The sequence below is a fragment of the Pseudoalteromonas sp. ND6B genome (assembly GCF_000764215.1).
In the GTDB taxonomy this organism is placed as follows: Bacteria; Pseudomonadota; Gammaproteobacteria; order Enterobacterales; family Alteromonadaceae; genus Pseudoalteromonas; species Pseudoalteromonas tetraodonis.
The window spans coordinates 90,470-106,523 of sequence record NZ_JQFL01000035.1 but is presented as its reverse complement, the minus strand read 5'-3'; the positions used below and the strand labels follow the sequence as shown (position 1 = coordinate 106,523).

Sequence of the window (16,054 nt, the reverse complement as noted above, 5' to 3'; positions counted from 1 at the left end):
CCGCTATTCTCTTGTTTGCTCCCTGAAAATGATTAAGCATTATTGCGATTTTGTATTACTGCAACAACTTTTGCTAAGTGAATCACCAAGCTTTGCGAGCTAATATACACAAACCAGTTTACATAGCGCACTTGAGGATAAAAGCCTTGCCCCTGATTACCATAAATCCAAAAAGCACCAATAATGGCATCAGCCAATGCAGCAAGGAAAAGCCCTAAGCTCACCCACACTATTGATTTGGGTGCGTTAATCCCACCATAGGCAACAACTAATACCAGACCCATAAGTCCAACAGCCGTTATCACTAAGCTATAAACCCCTGTCATAGCTAAAATAGTATCTCCTGCCCCCTCAAGATACATAGAAGAGAACGACGCACTACTTAGCACCAACACAACAACAAAAAAAAGTGCACTTTTTATAAGCGACACCCGGCGTTTTATATTAAAAGCTAACACACAGGCTATAAATAAAAGGCTGTAACCAGGTGCAAAAAATAAGATTGAATCCACTAAGTAATCATGTTTTATCAAGGTACTATAGCGATAATAGTGTTGGGGTAAATTAAAATTAACCACATCACCCGCGATAAACAACATAAAAGCGCCACTGCCTAAAAGAGCAATAAAGCGTAATTGTTGGTCTTTAAAACGTTTAAATACCCAAGCTGACATCGTTACACTATTAAACACAAGTAAGCAGAGCGAACTCAGTGTCAATAGCATTAAAACACGTTTATTTTCAGGCGCAAGTAGCCCTATTAACATCACAGCTAAAGCGCACAGCCAAGCTATAAAAGTAATAATTTGATGCGGATGTTTTATAGATAACGGATTAATTGCACTATCCAGCCTTTAAAATTAATAACGTTAACTTAGCAAGTTTTTATCGCCCAAGGCTATTTTTTGTTTTGCATTTGCTGTATTTCTTTTTGTGTTTTAAGCAGACATTGCGCTAACTGTTCGAGTCGAATTGCTTTAATAGCGGCTAATGGATCTTGTACATTAAGTCCACCAGCATCATGGTTATTTTGTTGGTTTATTATTTTATTCTCATCGTGCTTATTGTGCATATCTTTTCTCTTGAAACTGTTTATCGATTTTAGGCGCGGTACCTTAAGTAAAAAAGTGCTTAAACGCTAAACGATTTACTTGAAAAACACCTGACACCCTGTATATTAGAACCTTCTAATGTTTAGAGGTGTATTATGCGCATTATTTTACTTTTTTCCAGTTTATTTATTTCATCCGCTGCTTTTGCTAGCAATACCGACGAGGCACGACAAACCATTAAGGCATTTTCAAGTGATTTAAAACAGGTACTGGTTAGTACTATGAAACAAAGCGGCCCACTAGCGGCAATAAGTGTATGTAATACAGCTGCACCCGCTATCGCTTCACAACACAGCAATAGTCCTTGGCAAATTAGCCGCAGTGCTTTGAAAACTCGTAACTCAGATAATCAACCCGATGCATGGCTCAAAAATGTTTTATTAAACTTTGAACAACGTAAGCTCAATGGCGAGCCGTTAGCAAGCATAGAATATCAAGAGCAAAGACCCGATGGCTGGTATTTTGTAAAAGCGATTCCTACTCAAAAAGCGTGTTTAGCGTGTCATGGCAGTCAGATTGACCCCACAGTTTCTAAAAAAATAGCGACTTTATACCCTAATGATCAGGCAACTGATTTTAAACTGGGTGACATTCGTGGCGCATTTGTTGTTAAAAGGGCCAGTGAAAATCACCAATGATAACTCATTGACGATCAGCTATTAAATTTTACCGCATCGGATGCAATACGCTTTTTACGCCTAACATATAAAGTATGTGGCAGCATAAGTAATTGATTTAATAAAATAGCTAATACCAATGCAAACAACACTGCACTCGTGGTTAAAGGAATACCTAACTTAAAGTTATCAAGTGTACTTTGTAATCTGTCAACGCGCTCAGGGGAGAACATATACAGCATTTTTTGCACTAAATTACCTTGTTCAAAAATAGCCATCCCTTTTTTTAAATCGGCAAATTGCAGTAATGTTTGCTGTTTTTGATTTGCATCGGCTCTGACACTAGGTTCAGTGTTTGCTAAATGGCGGTTTATCATCGCTTGCGTGCTAGAAAAGTTATATTGCTTGGCCGTTTTTGCATAGCCGTCGACTTGCCATTTTGTTGCATGGTATAAGCCCGCTAAATGTTGTTGGTAATGATCACTCAGCTGCGGTAGTTGCAATGAAACAATAAAAGCGCAAGCAAATATTAACTTATCTAACAGGTTAACGATCATAATAATCCCTTGTGCTGCGTTTAATAAAAGTCAATACCGTTAACTATAACAGGTAGTCGCTTTAGTCTAAATACCATGCGCTGCTGCGCTGTTAATCTGCTTGGTGGAATTGACGATGCAGGGCGTGAACCTGCTCAACAAGTGCTGGTACGGGCCCATAAACAGCGACATTAGGAGCAACCGCTTCAATAGGTAACGGGTTAACCGGCGACTTAGTCATTTTGAGCTCGCTAAGCCAGCTAGTTAATTGCGCAGATGAACTGACATACATAATTCGACCTAAGCCAACCGAAGCATGTGCCGCAGCACACATAGGACAATGTTCTCCTGAGGTATACACTGTGGCGCTGGCGCGTTGCTCTGGGGTCATATTGTTGGCTGCCCAACGAGCAATCTCAAACTCAGGATGACGTGTATGATCGCCACCGGCAACACGGTTACGATCTTCCATACATACATGCCCATTAACATCAACAAGGACTGAGCCAAACGGTTCATCACCTGCTTCTAACGCCTCTTTAGCTAGCGCTACGGTGCGTTTTAAGTGCGCTAAATCAGTCTCGTTCATAATCTGTAAACTCCTTTACTATCACTTTTGGGGATATTTAGTAACGTGATCAGTTTTTCTACTGCGCTAACCATAACGCTTTGATCCCTGCTTTTGCAACACGTACATCCTCACTGCCATGAGCACCGCCAACTCCCACAGCCCCCACCACAGTATCGTTTATATAAATAGGCACCCCGCCATCCAATATTAAAATGTTTTCATCTAAATAACGAAGGTCTGCTGGAATAGTGCCCTCTTTTATGCCTTTTGCTATAACTGCGGTTTCTCGCTTTTGCGAATTGCCGGTATATGCTTTTTTATAACTGGCACGAATAGTATGAACACCGGCACGATGATCGCGAAGTACCGCCAGCGTTTGTCCAGATGCATCCACAACGGTTATTGATACAGCTAAATTGTCCTTGAGTGCCGCTACAGACGCTGCATTGACTATACGCTGTGCCATTTCACCCGTTAATTGTGCCACCATAGCCACATTTTCAAGCTGTTGATTATAAGTATTTATCTGCATTTCAGTTTGTCCAGCAACAGACGCTAATGAAGAAAGTGATGCAATGAGCGCTGTAAAAATAGCCCGTTTTTTCATGGTTTATTTCCTATTGTTAATTAATGTCGTTATATCGCTGAACTGGATATAAAAAATTGAAAATAAACAGACCGTGTTTACTCATAAAAGCTTTCACTAGGAGGGTTAATCGCTGGCTTTGCTTTTTATTAAATACCTTTATTGGGATAAGGCAATGACTCACCCTTTTTTAAAATGATCGTAAGTTAGCAAGCCTGCGTAATATTTAACCGATATCTAATCAATTTAAAGGAAAGTAACATGTTTAAGAAAATAGCGTCTGTTCTGACTTTTGTATTAGCAAGTTTAACCCTATCTACAGCAGCTCATGCCGATCACCATGGTATGAAAAAAGATATCGTTGATGTAGCTGCTGCCAATGGATCGTTTTCAACACTCGTTGCAGCTGTCAAAGCGGCAGGACTCGTTGATACGTTAAAAGGAGATGGCCCTTTTACTGTATTTGCGCCAACTGATGAAGCATTTGCTAAACTACCAGCAGGTACCGTTGAAAATCTTCTTAAAAGCGAAAATAAAGACAAGTTAACTGCAATTCTTACCTACCATGTGGTATCAGGTAAAGTAATGGCTGCAGACGTTGTAAAATTAGACAGTGCAACGACCGTGCAAGGCCAGTCTGTGAATGTAACCACCAATGGTGGCTCTGTCATGATCAACAATGCAAACGTAGTAATGGCAGATGTAAAAGCCAGCAACGGCGTGATTCATGTCATTGATACTGTTTTGTTGCCAAAAGAGTAACAATCTAATCTCCACAGCGGAGTAAAATACTAACTCCGCTCACTATTACAAGCACAAAGTATTATTTTCTTTTACTAAATGCCCTCTTTTATACTAGTGATTTTTACACTATATTAAAAGATAATTAAGCGTCTGTTAATATTGAGAAAGTGTTTGTGGAAACAAATAAAAATAATACTACTGTTGAAGATAAACCAACTGAAGATCAAAAGAAGTTTTTCCTCGATTTACTCCCGGGAAAGCTAATTGATATACAATTTAACAATCCCATTCAGGTTCGCTTTAAACTCACTTTAATCGGCTACGACACCGGTAAATATTTAATATTAAAATACCCTGCTCAAGCAGGTAAAAATGATTACAGCGACATTTTAGTTGAAGGTAATGGGGCTATTGTACGTTATATCATTGAAGACGAACGGGGCGAATGTGTTGCTTTTTCAACCAGCATATTAGCGATTTCATTTCGCCCTGAACGATTAATTTATTTAGCTTACCCTAAAAAAATTGAAAGCCGCCAATTACGTGAAACTAGCAGGTTGCCTACACACATTCCGGCCAAAATTAGTTTACATAAAGGCGATATTGATGCTGATAATAAAAGCTTATTGCACGGTTTAATTATTGATATTTCTCCGAGTGGCTGTCGCTTTGCTATTCACGTAAGCTCTGGATTTGTTGCACTAAAAAAACGTCAAGTTTTTGTGCATATACTTTCTCCATTAGACAACGAGCCTGTAATTATTACGTCTTACATTAGGAATAACCAAATGAAAGGCAACCGCCTTAGCGTTGGTATAGAGTTTGATGCTTCAGAGCAAGTTAAGCTTAACAAGCTGTTAGAAGCTTACTCGATTGATATTGATTAATGCCTTAAATAATCCTACCTGCAAAAACAGCAATGGCTAACCAATTTTGCTTAGCCATTGTAATAGTTAGTTTTTTATTCTAAACGCTTCAAAAACCGGTCACTTCTTGGCAAGTAGTAATCATCATAATCAAGCGAGACAATCACTCGCTCTGCCCGACCCAGCAACTCATCACGTGGAATTAATCCAATAACCCGTGAGTCCGCACTGTTATCGCGGTTATCACCCATAACCAGATAATGATCTGCTGCTATTGGTGTTGCCGGAAACTGCACTAAGCTTGCTGCCGATTTGGTAAGCCGTATGGTATGAGCATGCCCCTTTAAGTGCTCAGTTTTATCTAGCCACCGAATACTCTCGTTTAAAGTGCTATAACTTACTTTCTCGCCATTAATGGTCAATTCGTTATTTTGCAATGAAACTATATCACCTGGTGTGCCAATAACGCGTTTTATTAAACGGTTATCCGCCACTTTAGAATCAAATACAATAATATCGCCGGTTTGTGGTTCTGCCAGTCTTAACAGGGATACATGCGTAAATGGTATACGTAAATCATACGCCATTTTATCGGTAAGGATTCGGTCGCCTTCTTCAATAGTCGGTTTCATTGAACCTGTTGGTACTTCGTACCAATCGGCGACGGCACTACGAAACACACTCATTAAAATAATAAAAACGATTAAAGAACGGTTATTTTTCCAAAATTTATAAAGTCGCTTCATGTTTTGTCTCTGCTATAGGTTAAGTATTTATTTGACTGTATAAATGCAGAGCCGTTCAAATGAGTGTGTAACAAAACATGTTTAGAGATAGAGACATGCATAAAACATGTCTCTAAAGATAGTTTACTGCTGGTTTAACTTGTCTTTCGCTTCTTGTACTTTTGCAAAATCTAAACCTAACTCATCCGTTGCTTCTTTAATTAAATGAGGTTGGGTCATTACTACCGCCATCAATTGCTGAAGTTTTTCAGGTGGTATGCCCAGCTCTTGTACTAATGCCATAGCCATCATTGGGTTTTGGGTAAATGCTTCAAATAATGCCGCTACTTTTTCATCGCTGACATTGTGCTCTTTTAATATTGCAATAATTGGATTCATTATTAACCTTAAAATCGAAATAGTTTTTTAAAGTATATGGCCTCATACAGGGATTAACAATATTAATCCCTGTGGCATTACTTGTTTCACTCTACCAACAATACAACTTTACCTGAGTTTTCATTACCCTCTAAAATGGCATGTGCCTCACTAGCTTGTTGCCATGGCATGGTTTTATAAATATTAAAGTCATATTTCTGATTGGCAATATCATCATAAAAGCGCGCTACAAATGCATCTCTTAACGCACGCTTAAACGCGATACTGCGATTACGTAATGTGGAGGCATGAAACGAAATACGTTTTTGTAATAAGCGTGCAAAATCGACTTCGGCAAAGCGACTATCTAAAAATGCGAGCATCACAATCTGACAATCCATTGCGGCCACTTTGGCATTTTTATTCAAATAGCGGCCAGAAACCGGATCGACTATGGCGTTTGCACTTAAGTTATGTGCCTTCATATATTCAACAAAATCAGTGGTTTTATAATTAATCACATGGTCAGCACCCAAGCTTTTAGCGTGTTCACATTTTTCATCAGACCCTGCTGTTATTACCACCTGTGCACCGGCACTTTTTGCCATTTGAATAGCCGCTCCGCCTACGCCACTGGCACCGGCATGAATAAGCGCCGTTTGCCCTGATTGTAGTTTTCCTAACTCAAAGAGTGCACCAAAGGCAGTTAAATACACTTCACTAATAGCAGCACCTTGTGCCATAGAAATATTATCTGGCAATTCCATTAATTGCTGCGCATCTACCGCGACATATTCACTGTACGCACCTCCAGCACATAGAGCAAAAATACGCTTATCTTGCCATTTAGGGTCTACCTCACTGCCAAGCTCACACACGGTACCTGCACATTCGAGTCCTAGAATAGGGCTATCCCCTTCAGGAGCAGGATACTTACCTTGGCGCTGCATACAATCGGCACGGTTAACGCCAATCGCTGCTACTTTTACCAATACTTCATTACTGCTAATCTGCGGCTTATCGGTTTGTTCAAACGCTAATTGCTGATCTTGATGTGAAATGTACTGCATAAATCTCCTCGTATTTTATTCTATTTGATTTTCGCCATACTTCGGCTTCAACTAACTCGTTATTTTCTGTGTAATATATTTAAAGTGTGTAGTGGTTAGTAATTTTATTGATGTAACCTCGGGGTTTTAGCACTGGCAAACACAAAGCCTGACAAAAAAAGCGAAGCCAACTAATATAAACCTCATAATACTCCTTTTGGAGTTAACAGCGCCTTAAGCACAAAAATTCAGTGCTGATTTAATCAGTTTATTGGCCTTTGTGGACTAACCTTTGTTCAATTTAGGCCGAACTCGTTGGGCAGTACATGTTCTGCATTTATGCTGCGTTATCAGCAATTGCTGGGGAAGCCTTGCCTAAAAACACAACTTCGAATTTAACTATGAAAGATAAACAAAACTATAAATTATTAAAACGCCAGCTTTGTTTATAAGGATATACATCAGGAAGCTGACCTTGCTCAATACCTTGCTGAGTCATTTGCCAGTACTTTGCCGTAAATAAGTCACTATGATAATGATTAAAATGGCTAAAGGCACTGCTGCTGGCACTAAAAAACACCTTAAATTCACTCGGGAATATATCATTTTGGTCTATGTCAAAATAAGAATGTGAGCTTATTTCCTCTAACGCGTTGTCAGTATTTGGCACTTCTCTAAAATTACAATCAGTAAGAGGGCAAATTTCATCGTAATCATAAAATACCACTCGCCCCCAACGTGTCACACCAAAGTTTTTCATTAGCATGTCACCGGCAAAAATATTAGCACTGGCAAGCTCTTTAATCGCTTTACCATAATCAACCATCACCTGCTGCAGTGATTTACTGGTACATTGACCGATATATAAATTAAGCGGTGTCATTTTTCGCTCAACATAGACATGTTTGAGTATTAACGCTTTACCCGAAATAATTAAGCTATCACCAATGTGTTTTTTCATTTGTGTAAGCAGTTCATCACTAAAACGACTTAAATCAAAGGCTAGGTATCTAAATTCATGAGTATCAACTAATCGCCCTACTCTATCAGCCTGTTTTACAAAGTTATATTTATCTTTTACCTGCTTTTTTGTCGCTGTTTTTGGTGCACTAAATTTATCTTTTATTACTTTGTACACATAGTCTAGGCCATCAATTGTAAAAACAAGCATCACCATACCTGGTGTACCTGGCGCTAAATGATATTTATATTGCTCGGGGCTACTTTTAGTCGTATCCACCTTATAGCGATAAAATTCTGTTTTCGCATGTTTAATAAAACCTATCGCATTAAACAATTCAAACCGTTGTTTGTGAGGCATTAACACACTTAAGTAATCTACATACCTTGCAGGTTGGTCGGTATCTACCATAAAGTACGTGCGCGCAAAGCCAAATAACAAGCTCAGCTGATCAGCACCCATCATCACAGCATCAATTGTAAGCCCGTCAGGGGTATTTAAAATGGCTATTGCAAAGGGCATATTATCGCCATTTTTAGCAATACATCGTCCTATTACATAACACGCTTTATTTCGGTAAAAGTGTGAATTGGCGTACTCAATATAGCCGTCATTTAAACTTATTAGCTCATACACTTGTCTGCATTGTTGCTGCGCCCCTTGGGTTAACGTTGCTTGTAGTTTAGCTAAGTCCTCGTTTAAATTTTTAAATGGCACTCTAAACACTTGTTCATTGACTAAAGTTTTAACTGCGCTATCAAAGCCTTCTTTTAAGGAAATACGACTCACAAGCCCTTCATAAGAACGTGGTTGCCCCCGGTACTTTGCTTTTAAGACAAATAAATGCACCGTACGAATTTTTTTATCATCCCAAATAGCGCCAAAAGTAGAATTAAAAAACGTATGTGCAATTGGCTGGTTTTCATGCTCTTTAACCATTTCGCCATAAATATTTTTTGCTCGTTGCCATGTTTGTGGACAGTTTAGTTCATCATAGGCAATCACTTTAACGGCCTCACTCACCTGCTTTACTTGACGCTCATACACTTGCAAGCGCGCTCGCATTGCCGCTTGCACCTCATGATATTGGCGTTGTTCAAAGCGACTTTGTGCCCCTAAGGTAATATTTAAGAACTGTGCAAACATAGCTTCAAAGCCAGCAAATACAGCGCGTGCTAACTTAGTGGCTATGAGTTCTTGTATAGGATTGTGGGTAGACGTTAACGACGTGCTAGGCATAGTATAGGCGCTTCTATTTTTAGCAATTATGCTGATTATTTTTTATTAGAGGTTTACACCTTAGCAAGCACGCTTTAATTTAGATAATTAATACAGCAAATAAATAAAATTGATCATATGAATATAAGAAATGTCGATCTCAACCTACTCGTCTATTTAAATGTATTAATAGATGAAAAAAGTGTGTCTAAAGCGGCCAATAAACTCGCATTAACACAACCGGCTATGAGCAATGCGTTAAAACGCCTAAGAGACTTATTTGACGATCCTTTGCTTGTTCGTGCAGCTGGCTCCATGACCCCAACAGCTAAAGCCCTTGCCCTTAAGCCCGAAATTGAAGCGCTGTTAAAAATGGCAGAAGAGATCACACAGCCCAGTGAGCAGTTTAATCCGGCTACCGCCCACGTGACGTTTCGTATTATGGCAAACGATTATATAGAATCGACGCTAATTGCCCCCTTTATTTGCGAGCAGCTAGCTAAAAATCCGGGCATTGACTTCGATGTACTTAGCCCCAGCGACGTGAACCTACAGGATATGGAAAAAGGCACTATCGATTTGGCAATAAACCGTTTTAATGGTCTGCCGCGCTCTTTTCATCAAGCTACTGTATGGCGAGATAACTACTGTTGTTTAACCCATCCACATAATCCATTTTTAAACGATGCAAACTTAGACCAATTTTTAAAAAGTGAACATATTTGGGTTAATCGAGCCGGCTGGGGCCCCGAACCCGCTGTAACTAATAAATCAGGTAAACAAAAATTAGGCTGGGTCGATGAGGCATTATGGCAATTAGAACAAACACGTAAAATACGAGTGTTTACTCGTCATTACATGATTGCCAGTTTACTGTGTCAATCTGAGCAACTCATTGCAACCCTTCCGCGTCGTCAAGCAAAGCTTTTAACTAGCCATACTAATTTAGTGATTAGCCCTGTGCCATTTCAAATCGTCCCCATAGAAATAAAAATGATATGGAGCCCGTTATTACATCATACACCAGCGCACCAATGGCTTAGACGCGAGTTGTTGGCGTTTGCAAATACAGTGATTGATAGGTAAAGAATTAAAATATTGATCAAATCAATATCAGTTATTGAAAACAACAATTTCATTAATATTACACTTAGCGCTACAGTGAAGTTAAGCCAACAAACTAAGAGTAATAATTATGCAAACATCAGCAAGCTTCACACAACAAGACGGATTATTCATTGATGCAAATTTACATCAATTCATTGAACAACAATTGTGTCGTAAAACAACACTTCAAACGCAACACGTTTACCAAGCGTTAGCCACGCTAGTTGATGAGTTTGGGTGTGCATGTCGTAAAACAAAACACCAAGAAAACGACATTCTCGACGTGAATACTTTATTAAATGCATATCAACGTAAAAGTCATCCACATTGTCATGTAGATGCACAAACAACCGCAGCCGTTCTAGATGAATACTGTTGCCAAGTGCCTGCGATTATTGTGGTTGCTTTAATGGATACGCTTAGTGGCACACTCTGTGATGAGCCAAGCGCCCATAAACTTTACCACAGAGCTGCAGAGCTGACAGAGCGTCCATGCGTTCATCGCGAGCAAACAGCTAACGCCTCTGCAGCGTAAAATGCTGCCCTTTAAAAGTGCTCGATAACCTTGTTGGCAAATTGTTTGCAACTTAAGGTTGTCGAGTTATGATTTGATTGAGCTAAATCAAATGTAACCTGTCCACTGGCAAATGTGCTTTCAAGCGCGTTTTCAATTAAACAAGCAGCCTCACTCCATCCCATAAACTTAAGCATTAGCACCGCACTTAATAAGCTACTGCTCGGATTTGCCTTATCTTGCCCTGCTATGCGCTCAAATGTACCATGTGTGGGTTCAAAAAACGCAACTTCGGTATTTAAGTTTGCCGTGGGCATAATCCCTACTCCACCGACTTGTGCACTGAGCATATCGGCTAAAAAGTCTCCGTTTTGATTAGTGGTGGCCACCACATCAAATTGGCCAGGATCCATTAAACACTGCTGAAGCATATTATCGGCAATCACTTCTTTAATAACCAGCGGCGGTAAATCAGCACGTTGTATTTCAAGCCAGCGCCCGTTTTGATGCTCAACGGCAGCGTATTCACGTTTGGCCAGTGCAAATCCCCAGCGCTTAAATGCGCCATCGGTAAACTTAAGTACATTGCCTTTGTGAACTAAAGTGAGTGATTCACTATTATTTTTTAGGGCATAATTAATTGCATAGCGTATTAATCGCTCTGATCCCTCTTTAGAGATATTTTTAATACCTAAACCACACTCTTGGGTAAAACGAAGCCGAGTTACGCCCATTTCTTCACATAAAAAATCGAGCATTTTTTCACTTTCAACACTGCCCGCTTGCCACTCAATTCCTGAGTACACATCTTCACTGCTATCACGCAGCACGGTAATATGCGTGGTAAATGGGTTTTTTAATGGTGACGGTAATGCACTAAATCCTTTAATGGTTCGCATATTTACATACAAATCCATTTCATGGCGAAGTGCGACATTGAGCGAGCGAAACCCACCCCCAAGCGGTGTGGTTAAAGGGCCTTTAATCGCAATTTTACAGTCTCGTACTGCATTAATCGTTTCTTGAGGAAACCAATCACCGTCATAAAGCTTGGCAGCTTGCTCACCATTGTAAACTTGCATCCAATGAATTTTGCGTCTTGCGCCATAACTATGCTCTATGGCGGCATCCACTACTTTTCGCATCACTGGCATCACGTCGAGCCCGACGCCATCACCATCAATATAAGCAATAATAGGGTGTTCGGGTATATGCCACTGTCCTTGTTCATCAATAAGTATATGTTCACCATTTTCTGGCACAGTAATATGTTGATATTGCATTGTTAACACCTAGAAAAACATCCTCTTTCCATTAAAGCATGTTCGTTAATAGGTGTCTGTAATTGCATTTTTATAATTGATATCACCGCAGCGAATAACTGCACGGTATTCACTATTAGTAAAAATGAGGGAACGATTTTTTAATCAAGGTGGGATCAGGCATTTTATTTAACACCCGACTAAATAGAACATTACTGAGTAGAGCATAAGTGCAGATTAATTTTAACCACTGGATGATTATAAAATTAACCTGCTAAATGAGATTATTTGTAATAGGCAAATAAGTATTTATTAAAACTATATTGGCTTTGTATAACCGCAATAACAAATCCTGCTTTACCATCTAAAAAGCCACGTCTTAAAAAATAATGGCGAATAAAAGCAAAAAAAGCGGAACTACTTGCCTTCAATAGTGATGGTTTTTTACCCTTTTTTACCATTTGCTCTGCGCCTATGTGCGCATAATGGTTTCTTTTATTCATGTAACCAAAAATATCTTCATACTGAAAATGTAATATATTTTCTTTCAACTCAATTGGCTTACAATCAAGCATTACAATAGACTCATGAACCAAATTTTGGTTATAACCTGTTATTTTTTTGTTGTAGATACGCGCAATACGATCTGGATACCAGCCGCTGTGTCGAATAAATTGGCCACAAAAATACGTTAAACGGTTAAGCTTTAAAATATTTTTCTCATTGCATTTTGCCAATGTCGTTATTATTTCTTCCTTTAAACGCTCACTGACAACTTCATCACAGTCAATTGCAAAAATCCAATCGTTAGTTGCTAATGCTTCTGCTCTACGTCTTTGCTCACCAAACCCTTGCCAATCATCACGTACAAATACTTTATCTGTGTATTTATTTGCAATAGCACGTGTTTCATCAGTGCTGCCTGAATCAAGTACAATGATTTCATCTGCCCACTTTACTGACTCTAAACAACGCTCAATTGTATCCTTTTCATTTTTACATATAATACAAACAGATAGCTTCACAAAATTTCCTTTTTAATAACACTGTATTTTAAAAATTATCTTCCTATTATAAACAGATCATAACAACACAGGAAACAAGACTTTAAAAAGTATGGTTTTAAGCTTCTAAAATAACGTCAATTGTATTGAGTAAAGCCTCTACTTGATGTCTATCAAGCACGGCGTTAGCGGATTTTAATCGTTTTTCAAACTCAACAGCTTGTTGATACAGTGCTTGGCATTCAAACATCCCTGCTGTTCCTTTGATCATATGTACGCTGCGTGCAAAACCGGTTATATCACCCTGCTTAAATTGCGACTGTAATGTGTGTTTTTGTTTTTTTAATCCTTTAATATATTCTTGCTTGAGCAGTGCAAACTCATCATCAGGCAGCTTAATATTTTCGCATATATCAATATCAAGATAACTTGCGATTTTACTACTAAAACACCGTCTATCGATGGGTTTGGCAATATGATCGGTAAAACCTTGTTTTAAATAACGATCGACTTCATGCTTCATCGTGTTCGCAGTAAGCGCCACAATCGGTGTTGTTACTCCTGTTGCTTGCATAATATTAATTGCTTGTTCACCATCCATAATTGGCATTTGAATATCTAATAAAATTAAATCAAATTGTTCATCAAGTGTCGCTTGTGCAGCATCTCGGCCATTTTCTACTGCCACCACAGTTAAACCCATTCGCTCTAAAATCCGCTTAATCAGCTGTCGGTTTTCTGGGTGATCTTCAGCCACGAGTACCCTACCAATCAAATTTCGCTGGTTACTATTTAAAGGGAGCTCTTTGTTTTGTGACTTACAGATATCGTCAAATGCGTAAACCCATTTTGTATGTTCCGTTGTATGCAGTGCCATAGTAAAACAAAACTCACTGCCGCTACCGAGTACAGAATAAACCGTAATATCCCCATCTAGTTTAGTTGCTAAGCTTTTTGATATGTTTAATCCAAGTCCAGTGCCACCGTATTTACGAGAAATCGACGAGTCAGCTTGATGAAAGGGAGTAAATAGATCTTTTTGCTCACTGTCGGTCATACCAATTCCCGTATCTTTCACTTTAATAATTAGTTGTTTTTTATTACAGCTAACCGTTAGCTTTATATAACCTTGGCTGGTAAATTTAAGCGCATTGGTTGCTAAATTTAATAATATTTGTCGCAATCGAGTTGGATCTGAGACTATCCAATCAGGTAGCGGAAATTGATAATCAACTTTAAATTTTAAGCCTTTATCACGGATTTGTTTTCCTAGTAATGATTCGATTTCAGCAATAGTGGCAAACAAGTCCGTTTCAACTAGCTCTATCTCTAGACGGTTAGCCTCAATTTTTGACATATCCAAAATGTCATTAATTAAGCCAAGAACATGACGACTATTTTGCAAAATCACCCGAATGCCATGGTTTCTCTCATGAGGCTGTATATCACCTAAAATAATACCATCAGCATAACCAATAATTGATGTCATTGGGGTGCGAATTTCGTGGCTCATATTGGCTAAAAATCGACTTTTAGCTTCACTTGCATCACGAAGCTCTTCAGCTAATTGTTGTAACTCTTGAGTACGCAACTGTACTTTGTGTTCTAAATTTTTAGTCAATTCAACATTCTCATGGTGTAAAATGCTAAATTTATTTGCCACGGCAAAAGCAAGTAGCACTGCATCGAGTGCGGTACCAATGAGCCCAAGTAAATAGAGATCTATCTTTATAGGTTCAATTAGCCCTAAATTAGTTAAATTGCCGACCATATTAGGAATGGCCATCGCCAAATACGCTAAAACAAAATAGCGAGCGGGCTTAAAGCCACTTAACCAACTTCGTATACCAACAATCATACCCAGGCACAAAGTAGCCCCCGTTACTAAAGTAGCCCATATAAAGCCAAAACCTGGCCAAATGATTGCAAATGGAGTACCTGCGGTAGCAATAATGCCTAAGTAAATTGATAACCGTGATAATTGAGGAGACGTTTCCTTTAATTTAAGTAAGCTGTTAAAAAATAAGATATTTGTGATGGGAATTAAGGTAAAACCTAGCCAATGAAAATGGGCGTTATAAAAACCAAAAATTTGATCAGGTATATGAAAAAACTGACTCCAGGCTAACACCCAGCACGCGGTAAACAGGGCGTAATATAAATGGGTTTTATCTCTATCACCCAAGTAAATAAGAAAATTATATAAACCTAATGCAATGCCAACCCCGAAGCACAGTAGCATAATCATGTTATCTGATGTTTTTTTCACAAAAAAATCATCATAAGGTGAAAGCACTAATTTAGGTGGGGTATAAAAGTATTCACTTTGAAATTTTGCAATTAATATGTAGGGCCGATTAGGCGTAAGCTGGATTTTATTACCATAATGAAATGCAAACTCATTAGGGTAAATGCCACCCGTTGTATAACGATTTATTGGCTCATCAAAATCCGACATATCATAAATACGCGTCTCAATTTTTGAAAGCAGCGTGTTATAGGGATATAACACAAGTTCATTTAAATCAGTTTTGTTTTCCAGCTTAATCACAAACCAAAAACTACCACCAAAAAACGATGTTCTCGATTGTGGTTGCTTTTTTTCAAGCCACGTTTCTATATCGCTATGATCTCGGGGAAAAGCGCCATCAGTGACTTGAAATACACTGCCTTGATTAAGCAAATCAGTATCTTGTTGTTTCAAAGTATAAGCAAAAGGCTCAAGTGCATTTGCCACTGCTAAATTGCTAAAGCATATAAATACACAATATATAAATAGCTTTAGAGCTGCCTTTATTGGCATA

Annotated in this window: 17 protein-coding genes; 5 read left to right on the top strand and 12 right to left on the bottom strand. The window is 38.8% G+C overall.

Features of this window, described 5'->3' with window-relative positions:
- Window positions 1–32: 32 nt before the first annotated feature.
- Together ND6B_RS10515 and ND6B_RS20290 are read right to left on the bottom strand one after the other, a co-directional pair.
- Window positions 33–674: a hypothetical protein gene (locus ND6B_RS10515; RefSeq protein ID WP_235420467.1), complete on the bottom strand. Its 642-nt coding sequence runs from the start codon at window positions 672–674 to the stop codon at window positions 33–35.
- Between the two features lie 224 nt (window positions 675–898).
- The gene (locus ND6B_RS20290; RefSeq protein WP_175527437.1) at window positions 899–1,072 is read right to left on the bottom strand and encodes a hypothetical protein; all 174 of its coding nucleotides are present in this window, start codon (window positions 1,070–1,072) and stop codon (window positions 899–901) included.
- 135 nt (window positions 1,073–1,207) lie between these two features.
- Between ND6B_RS20290 and ND6B_RS10520 the strand changes: the two genes are divergently transcribed.
- Complete coding sequence (locus ND6B_RS10520) at window positions 1,208–1,750, top strand: Tll0287-like domain-containing protein (RefSeq protein WP_033103367.1); 543 nt, start codon at window positions 1,208–1,210, stop codon at window positions 1,748–1,750.
- 14 nt (window positions 1,751–1,764) lie between these two features.
- On the opposite strand, the gene ND6B_RS10525 is transcribed toward ND6B_RS10520, so the two are convergent.
- From ND6B_RS10525 to ND6B_RS10535, 3 genes are all read right to left on the bottom strand, one after another.
- The gene (locus ND6B_RS10525) at window positions 1,765–2,286 is read right to left on the bottom strand and encodes a DUF2937 family protein (RefSeq protein ID WP_033103366.1); all 522 of its coding nucleotides are present in this window, start codon (window positions 2,284–2,286) and stop codon (window positions 1,765–1,767) included.
- Between the two features lie 91 nt (window positions 2,287–2,377).
- The gene (locus tag ND6B_RS10530) at window positions 2,378–2,854 is read right to left on the bottom strand and encodes a nucleoside deaminase (protein ID WP_033103365.1); all 477 of its coding nucleotides are present in this window, start codon (window positions 2,852–2,854) and stop codon (window positions 2,378–2,380) included.
- Between the two features lie 58 nt (window positions 2,855–2,912).
- Window positions 2,913–3,443, bottom strand: a complete 531-nt coding sequence (locus tag ND6B_RS10535) for a GlcG/HbpS family heme-binding protein (protein WP_033103364.1) — start codon at window positions 3,441–3,443, stop codon at window positions 2,913–2,915.
- A gap of 240 nt (window positions 3,444–3,683) precedes the next feature.
- Here ND6B_RS10535 and ND6B_RS10540 point away from each other — a divergent pair, with 240 nt between their 5' ends.
- Window positions 3,684–4,184 (top strand): fasciclin domain-containing protein, encoded by a 501-nt coding sequence (locus ND6B_RS10540; RefSeq protein ID WP_033103363.1) that lies wholly within the window; start codon window positions 3,684–3,686, stop codon window positions 4,182–4,184.
- Window positions 4,185–4,339: 155 nt separating this feature from the next.
- A complete protein-coding gene (locus tag ND6B_RS10545) occupies window positions 4,340–5,053 on the top strand; it encodes a flagellar brake domain-containing protein (RefSeq protein ID WP_013465062.1) in 714 nt (237 codons plus the stop codon).
- 74 nt (window positions 5,054–5,127) lie between these two features.
- Here the strand turns inward: ND6B_RS10545 and lepB are convergent, their stop codons facing one another.
- The 4 genes from lepB to aceK all read right to left on the bottom strand — a co-directional run bounded on the left by lepB (window position 5,128) and on the right by aceK (window position 9,384).
- On the bottom strand, window positions 5,128–5,778 hold the full coding sequence (lepB, locus tag ND6B_RS10550; protein ID WP_028835154.1) for a signal peptidase I: 651 nt from the start codon (window positions 5,776–5,778) through the stop codon (window positions 5,128–5,130).
- A gap of 123 nt (window positions 5,779–5,901) precedes the next feature.
- A complete protein-coding gene (locus ND6B_RS10555) occupies window positions 5,902–6,156 on the bottom strand; it encodes a DUF2999 family protein (protein WP_008113615.1) in 255 nt (84 codons plus the stop codon).
- 86 nt (window positions 6,157–6,242) lie between these two features.
- Complete coding sequence (locus ND6B_RS10560) at window positions 6,243–7,205, bottom strand: zinc-binding dehydrogenase (protein WP_033103362.1); 963 nt, start codon at window positions 7,203–7,205, stop codon at window positions 6,243–6,245.
- A gap of 397 nt (window positions 7,206–7,602) precedes the next feature.
- Complete coding sequence (gene aceK, locus ND6B_RS10565; protein WP_033103361.1) at window positions 7,603–9,384, bottom strand: bifunctional isocitrate dehydrogenase kinase/phosphatase; 1,782 nt, start codon at window positions 9,382–9,384, stop codon at window positions 7,603–7,605.
- Window positions 9,385–9,501: 117 nt separating this feature from the next.
- Here aceK and ND6B_RS10570 point away from each other — a divergent pair, with 117 nt between their 5' ends.
- Together ND6B_RS10570 and ND6B_RS10575 are read left to right on the top strand one after the other, a co-directional pair.
- A complete protein-coding gene (locus ND6B_RS10570) occupies window positions 9,502–10,449 on the top strand; it encodes a LysR family transcriptional regulator (protein ID WP_033103360.1) in 948 nt (315 codons plus the stop codon).
- Between the two features lie 109 nt (window positions 10,450–10,558).
- Window positions 10,559–11,005, top strand: a complete 447-nt coding sequence (locus ND6B_RS10575; protein WP_013465068.1) for a hypothetical protein — start codon at window positions 10,559–10,561, stop codon at window positions 11,003–11,005.
- An 11-nt stretch (window positions 11,006–11,016) separates the two neighbouring features.
- Here ND6B_RS10575 and icd read toward each other — a convergent pair whose 3' ends face one another.
- The 3 genes from icd to ND6B_RS10590 all read right to left on the bottom strand — a co-directional run bounded on the left by icd (window position 11,017) and on the right by ND6B_RS10590 (window position 16,053).
- Window positions 11,017–12,267, bottom strand: a complete 1,251-nt coding sequence (icd, locus tag ND6B_RS10580; protein WP_033103359.1) for an NADP-dependent isocitrate dehydrogenase — start codon at window positions 12,265–12,267, stop codon at window positions 11,017–11,019.
- Between the two features lie 263 nt (window positions 12,268–12,530).
- Window positions 12,531–13,271 carry a glycosyltransferase family 2 protein gene (locus tag ND6B_RS10585; RefSeq protein ID WP_033103358.1) on the bottom strand — a complete coding sequence of 247 codons (741 nt, stop codon included), beginning with the start codon at window positions 13,269–13,271 and terminating at the stop codon, window positions 12,531–12,533.
- A gap of 97 nt (window positions 13,272–13,368) precedes the next feature.
- Complete coding sequence (locus ND6B_RS10590) at window positions 13,369–16,053, bottom strand: 7TM diverse intracellular signaling domain-containing protein (RefSeq protein ID WP_033103357.1); 2,685 nt, start codon at window positions 16,051–16,053, stop codon at window positions 13,369–13,371.
- Window position 16,054: the final 1 nt, after the last annotated feature.

What these genes read in the sequence shown, in the direction of transcription:
- ND6B_RS10515 (WP_235420467.1), bottom strand. Translation starts at nt 674, where the DNA reads ATGTCAGCTTGGGTATTTAAACGTTTTAAAGACCAACAATTACGCTTT.
- ND6B_RS20290 (WP_175527437.1), bottom strand. Translation starts at nt 1,072, where the DNA reads ATGCACAATAAGCACGATGAGAATAAAATAATAAACCAACAAAATAAC.
- ND6B_RS10520 (WP_033103367.1), top strand. Translation starts at nt 1,208, where the DNA reads ATGCGCATTATTTTACTTTTTTCCAGTTTATTTATTTCATCCGCTGCT.
- ND6B_RS10525 (WP_033103366.1), bottom strand. Translation starts at nt 2,286, where the DNA reads ATGATCGTTAACCTGTTAGATAAGTTAATATTTGCTTGCGCTTTTATT.
- ND6B_RS10530 (WP_033103365.1), bottom strand. Translation starts at nt 2,854, where the DNA reads ATGAACGAGACTGATTTAGCGCACTTAAAACGCACCGTAGCGCTAGCT.
- ND6B_RS10535 (WP_033103364.1), bottom strand. Translation starts at nt 3,443, where the DNA reads ATGAAAAAACGGGCTATTTTTACAGCGCTCATTGCATCACTTTCTTCA.
- ND6B_RS10540 (WP_033103363.1), top strand. Translation starts at nt 3,684, where the DNA reads ATGTTTAAGAAAATAGCGTCTGTTCTGACTTTTGTATTAGCAAGTTTA.
- lepB (WP_028835154.1), bottom strand. Translation starts at nt 5,778, where the DNA reads ATGAAGCGACTTTATAAATTTTGGAAAAATAACCGTTCTTTAATCGTT.
- ND6B_RS10555 (WP_008113615.1), bottom strand. Translation starts at nt 6,156, where the DNA reads ATGAATCCAATTATTGCAATATTAAAAGAGCACAATGTCAGCGATGAA.
- ND6B_RS10560 (WP_033103362.1), bottom strand. Translation starts at nt 7,205, where the DNA reads ATGCAGTACATTTCACATCAAGATCAGCAATTAGCGTTTGAACAAACC.
- aceK (WP_033103361.1), bottom strand. Translation starts at nt 9,384, where the DNA reads ATGCCTAGCACGTCGTTAACGTCTACCCACAATCCTATACAAGAACTC.
- ND6B_RS10570 (WP_033103360.1), top strand. Translation starts at nt 9,502, where the DNA reads ATGAATATAAGAAATGTCGATCTCAACCTACTCGTCTATTTAAATGTA.
- ND6B_RS10575 (WP_013465068.1), top strand. Translation starts at nt 10,559, where the DNA reads ATGCAAACATCAGCAAGCTTCACACAACAAGACGGATTATTCATTGAT.
- icd (WP_033103359.1), bottom strand. Translation starts at nt 12,267, where the DNA reads ATGCAATATCAACATATTACTGTGCCAGAAAATGGTGAACATATACTT.
- ND6B_RS10590 (WP_033103357.1), bottom strand. Translation starts at nt 16,053, where the DNA reads ATGCCAATAAAGGCAGCTCTAAAGCTATTTATATATTGTGTATTTATA.